The following is a 12,739-nucleotide window of genomic DNA, read 5'->3' as shown; positions in this document are numbered from 1 at the left end:
CTGGCCTGGAGTCGTATCGGGACTGGCCGGTCGGGACTGCGCTGCGCCATCCCTGGCGCGGCGGGGGTGACACTCTGTACCAGCCGTGGCACAGCATGCGGCGGCCGGGCGATTGGCCTATGCTGAGCGCGAAACCGCCTCGAAACATCGCGGAGAACAACAAGAATGACCTCTCGCCTCAGTCAGCACGCGCACCAGGTCCTCAGCTTCGGTGACGGCACGTCCGCCAGCCAGGGCCCGGCTGCCGATCCCGCCATTGCGCGTTCCTGGCGCCGTTGCCTGGAGCAGCATCAGCTCGACCCCACCAGCCCGCGCGCGCCCTGCGTGATCGAGCGTCCGCGACTGAACGAGCACCGCGAGCGGCTCGATCGGGTTATCGCTGTCGCCCACTGGCAGATGAACAGCCTGCACCAGCAGCTGGGCAGCAGCGGCCATGCGGTGTTGCTGACCGACGCCAGCGGCGTGGTGATCGACAGCGTGGCCGATCAGGCCGAGCGCGCGGAATTCCAGCGCGCCGGGCTTTGGCTTGGCGCGGTATGGAACGAGGCGACCGAGGGCACCAATGGCGTCGGTCTGTGCCTGCTGGAGCGCCAGGCGCTGACGATTCGGCGTGACGAGCATTTCCGCGGTCGGCACGCGGCACTGACCTGTTCGGCGAGCCCGGTGTTCGATGCCGAGGGCGGTCTGCTCGCCGTGCTCAACGTGTCGTCGGCACGTGAGGACCTGTCGCGCCAGCGGCGTTTTCACACCATGGCGCTGACCAATCTCTCGGCCAAGCTCATCGAGAGCTGCTTCTTCCTGCAGCATTGCGAGGGCGACTACCTGCTGCGCTTCCATGCCCAGCCGGAATACATCGGTCTGCTCAGCGAGGGATTGCTGGCGTTCGATGGCGAGGGGCGGATCACCGCGATCAACGAAACCGCGCTCAATCTGCTCGCCAGCAGCCGCGAGGCGCTGCTTGGGCAGCCGCTGGAAACCCTGCTGGATGTGCGCCTCGACCAGTTGCTGGAGCGCGCCCGCCCACAGCCCGGAGCCTGCTGGCCGCTGCATACCCACAATGGTCAGCGGCTGTTCTGCCAGTTGCGCGGCCCGCAGATGCGCGTGGTTGCCGCACCGCGCCAGGAGCCGGCCGATGTGGCCGGACTGTGCCTGCTCGATCCGGCAATGCGCACCGGTTTCAGCCGTGCGCTCAAGGTGCTCGAACGGGACGTGCCGGTGCTGCTGCAAGGCGAAACCGGCACCGGCAAGGAGGCCTTCGCCAGTGCGCTGCATCGCGCCAGCAGCCGCGCAGGCCGTCCATTCGTGGCGCTCAACTGCGCGGCGATTCCCGAGACGCTGATCGAAAGCGAACTGTTCGGCTATCGCGGCGGCAGCTTCACCGGCGCGCGACGCGAGGGCATGGTCGGCAAGCTGGAGCAGGCCAACGGCGGCATTCTCTTTCTCGACGAGATCGGCGACATGCCGCTGGCGCTGCAGACGCGCTTGCTGCGGGTGCTGGAGGAGCGCAAGGTCACGCCGCTGGGAGCTGCCGCGCCAGCCGAATTGAACATCCGCCTGATCAGCGCCAGCCATCACGACCTGCGCGCGCTGGTCGCCAGCGGCGCGTTCCGTGAAGACCTGTATTACCGCCTCGGCGGGCTGATGGTCGTGCTGCCGCCACTGCGCGAGCGCAGCGACAAGGTGGCGTTGCTCGATCATCTGCTGGCGGAAGAAGCGCAAGGCGAGGCGATCTGCCTCGAGCCGGCCGCGCGGCAAGCCTTGCTGCGCTACAGCTGGCCGGGCAATGTGCGGCAGCTGCGCAATCTGCTGCGCACGCTGGTAGCGCTGAGCGAGCAAGGTCGCATTGGGCTGGACGAAGTGCTTGCCGTGCTGCCGGCCGACATGGGCGAGGTCGAGTCACCGCGTGACCCGTTGCAGTCGGCCGAGCGCGAGGCCTTGCTCACTGTGCTGCGCGAGCGGCACTGGCAGGTCAGTCGGGTCGCCGAACAGCTGGGGATCAGTCGCAATACGCTCTATCGCAAGCTGCGCAAGCACGGCATCTCGCGCAACTGAACGGCGGGCGCAAACGCCCGCCGAGCAGCATCAGAACGCAGTAGACAAGGTGATCGAGCCGAACTGATCGTGTTCCTGCTGACCCTGGAATTCGCGGGTGCGCCATACATTGGCGAACGCTAGCTGCCAGCGGCTCCAGGTCAGTGCCACGCCGAGCTTGGCGTCGCCGACCACTCGCGGCGGTCGACCGAATGGCTGTCCTTAAAAGTGTTGCCGTCGAGCAGCATGTTTTGCGCCATGTAGCGGCCTTCGAGGTTGGCAAAGCCATACCAGGCGAAATCGCCACCGGGGCGGAAGAACTGGCTACCGCTTTGTGCCGGCGTCACCGCCGGGATGCTGAAGCTGCGCTGCAGGTTCTGCCCCAGGCGCAGGCCCAGCCCGGCGGAGCCGTAGCTGTAGAGATTGCCGAGGGCGAAGCCCAGGCTCGGACCGTATTCCAGCTCCAGCCCGGCGAAGCGCTCCTGCAGCCACCAGCGGTGCTGATAGCCCAGGTTGAGGAAGGGCTCGTTCTTCAGTTGGTTGTCCCAACCGTTGGGCTCGTCGCTGTTGGTGATCTTGTGCACCGCACGCTGCAAGCTTTTACCACCGGCAGCCGGGCCGACAATGCCTGCATCCAGGTGCAAGCTCTGGGCTGCGCGCCAGCCGTCATGCTGGGTATCGGAGAACATCGACATGCCGGCGAACAGCAGGCCGGCATAGGGACGGTCATCGTCGATCAGGTTGCGGGTTTCGATTTCTTCCGGTGTGTAGATCTGATGGCCGAAACGGTACGCCACGTTGTCGACGGCGGCGCCCGACCAGCCAGGCAGCAGATCGGCGAAGCGCCGCATCCAGCTCTGCTGCTCCGGCGCGAAGCCCCAGATCACTTCCAGTCCATTGCTGTAATGACCATCGCTGCCCCTGGCGATGATGTCGTTCTCCAACTTGACGGAAAGGATGTCGGCCTGACTTAAGGCTGGCGTGGCGAAGGATGTGGCGAGTAGGTACGAGCACAGCAAGGATCGAGAACGCATGATCGGACTCCTGGCTTACGTTCTTGTTTGTATGTTCCTTCTCGGACCTTCTCTGTTCGTGGCGGTTCGCTCGTAGCTCAAGGGGCGCCGAACCCTCTGCTACCTGCCAGCACCGATTCGCCAAGCCGCGCATGCTCCGTTTCGCGCAGCTGCTCGGCCAAGGCCTCGGAAAAGCCGTGCACCACCGACCAGCGCAGGTGGATGGCATCGACAAAGGCGTCACGTGGAGCCACCCATTCCCGATCGGCATTCCAATAGTGCGCCCCGGCATTCCCGGCGATTGCGGCGCTTAGCTTGGCGTCGAAACGGGCAAGAAAGCTGCCGTCGGCATCGACCTTGGCCTTCCACTGTGGATGCAGCGGGGTGGAGACCACCAGCAGTTGGCGCTGCTCCTGTTGCAGCCGTTTCGACAGCTTGCCGAGCGCGGCGAAGCAGCTGCCGTCCAGCGGGTCCGGCTTGTCGTAGAACAGGCCGCGGTCGCCATGCGGTTCCAGCGGCCCGTCGCCGTGACGAGTGAACACCAACGGGTCCCATTCGATCTCGTTGGCCCGCTGCGCCTTGACCGTCTTGGCATTGCGCAGCAGCGAGCGCGGCGAGAAGTAGCGCATGTAGTAGCCCCAGCGCGAGGTCCGCTGATAGACGTACTGGTCCGCGTGCTCGCGGTTGAACACGTCATCCGGCACTTTCCAGCAGCCGGCAAAATCCAGCGGATCGACGATCATCACCACCTGGCGTACGGTCGGTTCGCGGTCCAGTAGCCAGTTGGCGACGTAGGTCGACTGATTTGCGTGCAGGCCGCAGAACGCACCGTTGAGCGGCCGCACACCCGGCGCCTGTTCAATCAGCACATCACCATCGACGTGGCGCCAGGCGACCGAAGAGCCGATGACCAGTAGATTTGGCTGGTTGATCGGGTTGTGCCGCAGAAAGTGCAGCTTTTCATCCACGCACAGGCTGTTGGAGAAAGCCGGTGGCGGCAGGTTGTCGGTGTGGTTGAGCCAGGCGAGCAGGGCGGCAAAGCCGCCGAGCATCCCGAACAGCCCGGCGAACATGCCCAGCAAGTAGCCGCCACGCACCCGCCGCTGGTATGCCTCGGCCCGACCGGCAGCGCTGGCCGGGCATGTGTCGACGGATCCGTTCATGACTTAGCGACCTCCGAGTTTGGTCTGGATCAGCTGGGCGAAATGGCCCACGTTCTTCAGCGACTCCAATTCGGCGGTGCGGAACTTGATGCCGAAGCGTTGCTCGGCGGCGACGATGAGCAATACATGGGTCTGGCTGTCCCAGCCATCGATGTCGTCGGCGGTGGTTTCGGGCGTGAGGACGATGTCGTCATCGTCGAACACGTCGTGGAAGACCTGGGTCAGCGCCTGGAGAATTTCCTTTTCGTTCATGCTTGCACCTGGATGTGGTGGTGGATGGGAGCGCGCGAGGCCAGCTCGTAGCGCCAGAAACTCGCATCGGGGCAGGCCCCGGCAGGGGCAGGGCACTGCTCGAAGCCCAGCCGCGGGTAGTGCTCGGCAACCATGCCGTTACGTTCGGTGGGGCGGTATTCGCCGACCAGTGCGCCCCAGCCGGCAGCCGCTGCCGAATCGGCCAGCACTTCCAGCACCGCCGACTCGACCTGGCGGCCCAGCACGCGGCAGCTCATCAGCCAGCTGTCGATCAGCAGCTCATCGGCTTGCAGTGCGTCATCGGGACGGACCAGTACCACGCTGATCAGGCCGTTGTCGCCGAACTTGTCTTCCAGCCGCAGCGCCAGCGCGATGGTTCGCGGATCGCTGGCCATGCGCTCGACTTCGGCTTCGGTGTAGCGGCGGGTGGTGAGGTTGAACTGGTTGGTCTTGTTGATCAGCTGAGTGGCGCGGGCCAGCTCGGCCGCACCGATGCGGCTGACGCGCAGGACCATCTGCAAACCGCGCAGGTAGCCTTCCATGTCCGTGGCCTGGTTCAGCGCGGCCTTGCGTTCGGCATTCAGCGCATAGCTGCGACCACGCTCGGCGTCATCGGAGGTAAAGGACACGGCTTCGAAATAGCCCGCCGCGGCGATGCGTGCAGGGTAGTCGGCGACATCGTCGGGCAGCTCCGGTACGGCGACTTCCGGCAGCTCGCGGCGCACGATGTCGCGCTCGGCGGGGTTGTCGTCGACGAATACCAGGCTATCTAGGCCGATATCGAGCATGCTCGCGATACGCCGCAGGTTGCCGGCCTTGTCTTCCCAGTTGGCGACGAAGGCCGCGATATCGCTGCGCTTGAGCGCCATCTCCGGGTGCGCGAATGCGGCTTCGGCAACGTGCAGGTCATTCTTGCTGCACACCGCCAGAATCACCCCGCGGCGCGCCAGTTGCGCGGCATAACGCTGGAAGGCGAGAAACGCCTCGCCGCTGGGGTTGCCCTGGCCGAGGTGGATGCCGTCGATGCCGTCATCGCCGATCACGCCGCCCCAGAGGGTGTTGTCCAGATCGAGTACCAGGCATTTGCGCGACAAGCCGGCGGTGGCGGCTGCGATGCGTGCCAGATGCTCGCCATAAAGCGGTGCCAGGTTCGGGCTGACCAGCTGCTTGGCCTGGTGCCAGCGCACCGGCTCGCCCAAGCCGCCGCCATAAGCGGCTGCGTGCCAGGCCAGGTCCAGCAGCAGTACGCCATCCTCGCGGGCGGCAGCGCGGATGGCCGCATTCAAGCGTTCGATGACTGCCCGCGGCGAAGCCGGCACCAGTGCTTCGTAAGAGCCGAACAGGTGCGGGCTGACCGGCACCAGCGTCTGCTGCACCACCTGCGCGGCATATCGCTCGCGGGCCCGACGCCAGAGCAGGCGCAGTTCTTCGACGCGTTCCGCCACGGCGGCATCCACCTCCGCCTGGCCTGCCTGCAAGGGCAGTTGCAGCGGTGCGTCATGGGCGTCCAGCGCCAGCAGCACCAGTTGCGGGGCGAAGGCGTTCAGTTCGGGATCGTCGGCCAGCAGCGCTTGGCGGTACATGCCGTAAGGCGCGACGTGCAGCGACAGCGCCAGCCGCCGTTGCAATCCGGCCACGCGGATGGCCGGCAGCAGGTGATCGACCGTATGCGAGGACAGCAACGCCACCCGCAGCGGCGTCAGTCGTGCCGCCGCAGCATCCTGTTCGATTCCGGTGGCGGCCAGCTTGTCCAGCCGTGCGGTAAGGGTGAAATCCCGTTGAAAGGTCGCCAGCCGGGCGGCTTCGTGCAGCCGTTGCAACGGATCGTCGATACGCTTGGCTTGGCCGATCGCGGCGGATAGATCCGCGTGCGCCGGCAGCCAGTGAAGTTGTTGCATGCCGGGACTCCTTGTCGTGGTCAGAACTGGAAGTAGAGAAATTCGGTCGGCGCCATGGAAAAGGCGATCGCCAAGGCGAAGAAACCGAGCACGCCAATCGCCATGCCGTGGATCGCCGTCGGCCGCCAGGCGCTGATCGGCAGCAGCCGTTCGGTCCAGTGTTGGTGGGGCTGGAAGTTCAATGCGGTGCGGAAGTGGCCCATCCATTGCTGCACGTTCGGCATGCCCCAGACGAACGCCAGCAGCGCGGCGATATAGGCGAAGTCCGAGCGGTCCATGTGCACACTGTCCGGGCTCAAACCGAGCATGCCTTGGAGGACCGCCAGCGCGGCCGGCACGTCGGCGGCGCGGAAGAACACCATCGCCACCACCACGCACTGAAAGGTCAGCAGTACGGCCAGTACCTTGTGCCACCAGACCTCACTGTCCAGCTTCCAACCCTGGCGGACCTTCCAGGCGCGCCAGCCGTGGGCCACCACTAGGTAGAAGCCATGCAGCAGGCCGAACACCACGAATTGCCAGCCGGCACCGTGCCAGATGCCGGAGATGAACATGGTGAATACTGTCGGGTAGGCGACGAGGGCAAAGAAAGTACCGACGGTCATCTTGCCGCGTCGCGGCTGCGGCTTGCCGGCAGCCATACGGGCACGGGTCACGCGCAGCACGATGGGGTTGTAGATGTAGGCGGTGAGAAAGCGCGTCAGCGTCATGTGCCAGCGCGACCAGTAGTCGATGACGTTGCGCGCCTTGAACGGGCTGTTGAAGTTGGCCGGCAGGCTGATGCCGAACAGCAGCGCCAGGCCGATGGCCATGTCGCTGTAGCCGGAGAAGTCGAAGTAGATCTGCAGCGTGTAGGTCAGCGCGCCGGTCCAGGCATCGTAGAACGCCGGAATCTTGCCCTCTGCCGCCAGGCTGAACACCGGTGTGGCCTTCAGCGCCAGGGTGTCGGCGATCACCACCTTTTTAAACAGCCCGAGCAGGAACACCGTGGCGCCCAGCGACAGGTTGTCGACGCGTGCGCGGAAGGTCTTGCGGTTGTTGAACTGGGCGAGCATCTCGCCATGGTGAGTGATCGGCCCGGCGATCAGCTGCGGAAAGAAGCTGATGAACAGGCAGTAGTTGGCGAAATCGTGTTCTTCCACCACGCCATCATGGGCATCGACCAGATAGGCGATCTGCTGGAAGGTGAAGAAGGAGATCGCCAGCGGCAGGATGATGTCTTCCACCCGGCAGCCGAGATCCAGCGCAGCGTCGAGGGTGCCGAGCAGGAAACCGGTGTACTTGTAGTAGACCAGCAGCAACACGTTGGCTGCGACTGCCAGCCCAAGGGCCAGGCGTGAGGGGTGTCGGCGCAGGTAGCCACCGAGCAGATAGTTGACCAGCATGCTGCCGACCAGCAGCGGTACATAAACGGGGTTCCACCAGCCGTAGAACACCAACGAGACGACGGTCAGCCAGATCACCGCGAGCCGCTGTCGGCCCGATCCGGTCAGCACGAAGAATCCGATCAACACCACCGGAAGAAAGCCGGCGATGAATTCCACTGAATTGAAAAGCATCTTCCCTATCCCTGCTCAGCGTACGTGCATCGCTGCTCAGGCCGCCGGCAAGGCGGGGCGAGTCATCCATTAAGTCCTAGCGCCACGCCACCGACAATCCATCCTGGGCGGCGTCGCGACATCCTCGGTCCATCAGTGGTTGCTCGCTCGGGTTACGGCCCCCTTGGCCGGCTTCCCCTGAGCTCCTATGGCTCGGACGTGAAGGTGTAAGAAAAAGTTTCAGGATTTGTTGCGCCGCTTAGCGCTTTGTTGTCGCAGATCACAAAGGCCCCGCCAGCCGCGGCTCGCAGCATGTTTCCATCTGTCGCGAAAGGTTCCGTGGCTTGCTTCATGGCACAAAAATACAGGCGCAGACAGTCGTGCCGGCGCTCAGCCAACCGTCGAATCTCTTCACTGATCGAATCAGCGGACGCTGCTCAACCCTGCGCTGCTGCGCCCACGCTGAATGCCTTGCGGCGACGTGGCGGATGGCTCGACCTTGCGCTGCAGATGCCGCACGGTGCGCTTGAGACGCTGCACCTTTTCTTCCAGTTGGAAGACCTTGCGGTTGTTGTAGAACATGCCCAGCACGAACCCCACCGAAGTGAAGACCAGGCCATAGATGAGTGCGGCTTCATAGAGATAGCTGGAAAACATCCTGTCGTCCTCTGCGGGTAATGGCCCACGCTCGTCGAGCGAATCATCCCGGAATGGGCTGATGCCAATCTGCCTTTATGTGACAGGACGCACATTGAAAACGTTCCCGGGCTGCCGGCGTCGTTTCGCCCGATCAGCGAGCGCCGGCAGACATGGCGATGGCAGCGGCGGCTGTGCGGGTTTCCACGCCGAGCTTCACGTAGACGTGTTCCAGATGCTTGTTCACCGTGCGCGGACTGAGTCCGAGGATGTCGCCGATATCGCGGTTGGTCTTGCCGCGGGACACCCATTGCAGTACCTCGACTTCACGCCCGGTCAGCTGAAACCGTTCGGTCAGCGTGGCCTGGATCTGCCGTTCATCCGCTGGCGTCTTGGCTTGGCGTGCGCTCTGCAGCGTGCGCGCGGTGCGCAGATGTGCGGCGACGCGGGCCAGCACCTGCTCCGGGTGGATCGGCTTGGTCACGTAGTCGATGCCGCCCGCCTCGAAGCCGGCGAGCACGTGCTCGCTTTCGGTCAGGGCAGTCATGAACAGCACCGGCACGTCCTCCAGTTCGACCTGTGCCTTGATCCGGCGGCAGGTATCGAAGCCGTCGAGCCCGGGCATCATGGCGTCGAGCAGAACGATGTCCGGCTTCAGCCGCTGCATGCGCTCCAATGCGCTGAGGCCATCCAGCGCCACCAGCACCATGTAGCCGGCCTGGTCGAGCGCGCCGGAGAGCAGGGCGAGGTTGTCGGGCACGTCATCGACGATCATCACGATGCCTTGGTTTTGCGGATGATCAGCTGGATGCATGGGTATTCTCCATGGTCGCCTGAGTGTCGTTGGTTATTGCCTGATCCAGGCGCTGGCCCAGTTCGTTTAGCTGGAAGCGTCTGGCCAGCTGGCGCAGCTCCTGGAGTTGCGCAGCGGCGGCCGGCAGGTCGCGTTCGAGCTGGTCGAGCAGCTCCAGCACGCCACGCACATATCCGAGCGAAGCCTGCTGCTGCAGCGCGTGCAGGGCATCGAATGGCAGAGCGGCGGCCACCGAAGCGGTAGCGCCCGCATCGCGTCTGACCCAGTCCAGCGTCAGCTGCTGGCGAATCTTGTCCAGCAGCACCGGGGCGTGCACCGGCTTGGGCAGGTAGTCACTGCAATCGGCGGCGACGCTCGCGCCGTCGACGAAGGCATTGGCGGAAATGATGATGATCGGCGCCGCCGAACCCACCGAGCGGCGAATCAGCCTGGCGGTCTGCCAGCCGTCGAGCTGCGGCATGGAAAGGTCCATCAGGATCAGGTCAGGGTTGTGCAGTGAGACCTGGCTGAGCGCTTCCTGGCCGTTGCTGGCCATGAGTATCTCGAAGCCCAATGGCTCGAGCATGCCGGCCAACACCTTGCGGTGTTCGATGTGGTCGTCGACCACCAGCACGCGGCGGCGCGGGCCGAGATAGCCGATGATGTCGTGTTCGACATGGACCACCGCCTGCGGCACGCGCACTTCGGAGAGGAACAGGCGCAGCTGGAAGACGCTGCCGCGACCTTGCTCGCTCTTCATCGACAGCTCGCCGCCCATCAGGGCGGTGAGCATGCGGGTGATGGTCAGCCCGAGGCCCAGACCGCTGTCCTGGCGCAACGGATTGCCGCGCTCGAACGGCTGGAACAGTCGCTCCACCTGTTCGGGGGCGATGCCGATACCGGTGTCGGCGATCTCGAAGGTCGCGGTTTCACGCAGGTAGCTGGCGCGCAGGGTGATGCTGCCGGCGTCGGTGTAGCGCACCGCATTACCGAGCAGGTTGATGAGAATCTGCCGTACGCGCTTCTCGTCACCGCGCACGACGGCCGGGATGCGGCCCTGGGTTTCGAAGTGGAAGCGCAGACCCTTTTCCTCGGCCTGCGGCGCGATCATCTGGCGTACCTGCAGGAGAAATTCGGGAAAGGCGATCTCGGAGGGCTCCAGATTGAGTTTTCCGGCCTCGATCCTGGCCACGTCGAGCAGGCCGTCGATCAATGAGAGCAGGTGAGCGCCGCTGCGATGGATGGTGCCCAGCGCTTCCTTGTGTCGCGCAGGCAGCTCGCCGTCGCGCAAAAGGATCTGCGCATAGCCAAGGATGCTGTTGAGCGGCGTGCGCAGCTCATGGGACAGGCCGGTCACGTAGCGGCTCTTGGCGGCATTGGCCGCCTCGGACGCCTCCTTGGCCTTCTGCAGCTGTTCGTCGGTCCTGCGGTGGGCTTCGATTTCCTGCATCAGCAGGTGGGTCTGGCGATCCGACTCCTGCTGGGCGACGTGGCGGCTTTCGCGAGTCAGCACCACCCACCAGGCGAGAATGCCGGCGAACAACGAGAGCACCAGGAAGGCCTTGAGAAACGCCTGGTAGAGGGTTTCTCCCGCCTCCTGCGAGCTGGCCACGACACTCGGCGAGACCTGGCTGTAGATCAGCCAAAGCGCCAGCGAAAGCAGGCCGATGATCAGGCCGAGCACACCGAGGTAATGTGCCAGGCGGGTGTGCAGGCGCGGGATGGACACCTGCGGGAAGGCCCAGCGGACGAAGTTGTCCCACTGCGCCGAGAGCCGCGCGTGCGGCTTGCAGAGGTCGCCGCATCGGGCATCGAGCGAGCAGCACAGCGAGCAGATCGGCGCACCGTAGGCGGGGCAGAAGGCGGTGTCCGGCTCCTCGAAGGCATTGCTGCACAGCACACAGGCGATCTTGCCGCGCTCGGTATAGGGGTAGAGCAGCTCTGGCTGGCGTTTACGGGCGATATAGAAGCGCCCGCCGGTGAGCCAGGCGATCAGCGGTGCGCAGACCAGTGCGGTGCCCAGCGCGATCATCGGTGAGGCTGCCTGGGCCAATGCACCGAGCACGCCGCTGTGGGCGAGGATCGCCAGCAGCGAGGCGATGATCATGGCGCCGACGCCCACCGGGTTGATGTCGTAGAGGTGTGCGCGCTTGAATTCGATCTGCCGCGGCGACAGGCCCAGCGGCTTGTTGATCACCAGGTCCGCGACCAGCGCGCCAATCCAGGCGATGGCCACGTTGGCGTACAGCCCGAGGACCTGCTCGATGGCCTCGAACACGCCCAGCTCCATCAGCATCAGCGCGATAGACACGTTGAATACCAGCCAGACCACCCGCCCCGGATGGCTGTGGGTGACGCGCGCGAAGAAGTTCGACCAGGCCAGGGAGCCGGCGTAGGCGTTGGTCACGTTGATCTTCACCTGCGAGACGATGACGAACAGCACCATTGCCGCCAGCGCCCATTCCGGCGAGGCGAACACGTAGCTGAACGCTACCAGGTACATCTGCGTCGGCTCGGCCGCCTTGTCCACCGGGATTTCGTGTTGCAGCGCGAGAAAGGCAAGAAAGGCGCCGGCGAGCATCTTCAGTGCGCCGGGGATGATCCAGCCGGGGCCGGCGGCGAGCATCGCCAGCCACCAGCGAACGCGGTTCTGCCGGGTCTTCTCGGGCAGGAAGCGCAGGTAGTCGACCTGCTCGCCGATCTGCGTGATCAGTGCCAGCGCCACGGTGCAGGCGGCGCCGAAGGACAGCAGGTTGAACGAGCCCCCGTCACCTTCGCGGCCGGCGAAACTGGTCAGATCGCTCAGCGCCTCGGGGTTCTTGGCGATGACGAAGATGTAGGGCAGCAACAGCAGGACCAGCCAGACTGGTTGCGTCCAGAACTGCAGGCGGTTGATCAGGGTAATGCCGTAGGTCACCAGCGGCACGATGATGATCGAGCAGACCACATAGGCGAGCGCCAGCGGGATGCCGAAATACAGCTCCAGCGCCAGCGCCATGATCGCCGCTTCGAGGGCGAAGAACAGGAAGGTGAAGCTGGCGTAGATCAGCGAGGTGATGGTCGAGCCGATGTAGCCGAAGCCGGCGCCGCGGGTCAGCAGGTCCATGTCCACGCCGTAGCGCGCCGTGTAGTAACTGATCGGCAACCCGGTGAGGAAGATTACCAGCGCCACCGCGAGGATCGCCCAGAGCGTATTGGTGAAACCGTAGGATAGCGCCAGCGTGCCGCCGATGGCTTCCAGGGCCAGGAACGACACCGCACCGAGCGCGGTGTTGGCGATACGGAATTCCGACCACTTGCGAAACGACTTGGGGGTGAAACGCAGGGCGTAGTCTTCCAGCGTCTCGTCGGCGACCCAGCTGTTGTAGTCGCGGCGAATCTTGACGATGCGCTGTGTGCCTGTGATCTGCACGCT

At 64.7% G+C, this 12,739-nt stretch carries 8 protein-coding genes and 1 pseudogene; 1 reads left to right on the top strand and 8 read right to left on the bottom strand.

Annotated elements, in window-relative coordinates:
* Positions 1 to 165: 165 nt before the first annotated feature.
* On the top strand, positions 166 to 2,052 hold the full coding sequence (locus UIB01_RS14395; RefSeq protein ID WP_038661850.1) for a sigma-54-dependent Fis family transcriptional regulator: 1,887 nt from the start codon (positions 166 to 168) through the stop codon (positions 2,050 to 2,052).
* 30 nt (positions 2,053 to 2,082) lie between these two features.
* Here UIB01_RS14395 and UIB01_RS14390 read toward each other — a convergent pair.
* The 8 genes and pseudogenes from UIB01_RS14390 to UIB01_RS14355 form a co-directional block, all read right to left on the bottom strand.
* Positions 2,083 to 3,065, bottom strand: a pseudogene (locus UIB01_RS14390) (lipid A deacylase LpxR family protein).
* 77 nt (positions 3,066 to 3,142) lie between these two features.
* Entirely contained in the window at positions 3,143 to 4,207 is a 1,065-nt protein-coding gene (locus tag UIB01_RS14385; protein ID WP_038661847.1) for a hypothetical protein, read from the bottom strand.
* A gap of 3 nt (positions 4,208 to 4,210) precedes the next feature.
* Positions 4,211 to 4,459 carry an acyl carrier protein gene (locus UIB01_RS14380; RefSeq protein ID WP_015277638.1) on the bottom strand — a complete coding sequence of 83 codons (249 nt, stop codon included), beginning with the start codon at positions 4,457 to 4,459 and terminating at the stop codon, positions 4,211 to 4,213.
* On the bottom strand, positions 4,456 to 6,357 hold the full coding sequence (locus UIB01_RS14375) for an HAD-IIIC family phosphatase (protein ID WP_038661844.1): 1,902 nt from the start codon (positions 6,355 to 6,357) through the stop codon (positions 4,456 to 4,458). The genes UIB01_RS14380 and UIB01_RS14375 overlap by 4 nt, the downstream gene beginning before the upstream one ends.
* A 20-nt stretch (positions 6,358 to 6,377) precedes the next feature.
* Entirely contained in the window at positions 6,378 to 7,916 is a 1,539-nt protein-coding gene (locus UIB01_RS14370) for an MBOAT family O-acyltransferase (protein WP_038661841.1), read from the bottom strand.
* Positions 7,917 to 8,318: 402 nt separating this feature from the next.
* Positions 8,319 to 8,552 carry a hypothetical protein gene (locus UIB01_RS14365; protein WP_038661837.1) on the bottom strand — a complete coding sequence of 78 codons (234 nt, stop codon included), beginning with the start codon at positions 8,550 to 8,552 and terminating at the stop codon, positions 8,319 to 8,321.
* Between the two features lie 133 nt (positions 8,553 to 8,685).
* Positions 8,686 to 9,345, bottom strand: coding sequence for a response regulator (locus tag UIB01_RS14360; protein ID WP_038661834.1), 660 nt, complete (start codon positions 9,343 to 9,345; stop codon positions 8,686 to 8,688).
* Positions 9,332 to 12,736, bottom strand: coding sequence for an ATP-binding protein (locus tag UIB01_RS14355; protein ID WP_038661832.1), 3,405 nt, complete (start codon positions 12,734 to 12,736; stop codon positions 9,332 to 9,334). Before UIB01_RS14355 ends, UIB01_RS14360 begins: the two co-directional genes overlap by 14 nt.
* Positions 12,737 to 12,739 lie beyond the last annotated feature (3 nt).

Source organism: Stutzerimonas decontaminans (assembly GCF_000661915.1).
Classification (GTDB): Bacteria; Pseudomonadota; Gammaproteobacteria; order Pseudomonadales; family Pseudomonadaceae; genus Stutzerimonas; species Stutzerimonas decontaminans.
Note: the sequence above shows the minus strand (reverse complement) of the source record. Positions and strands in the feature narration are given on the sequence as shown.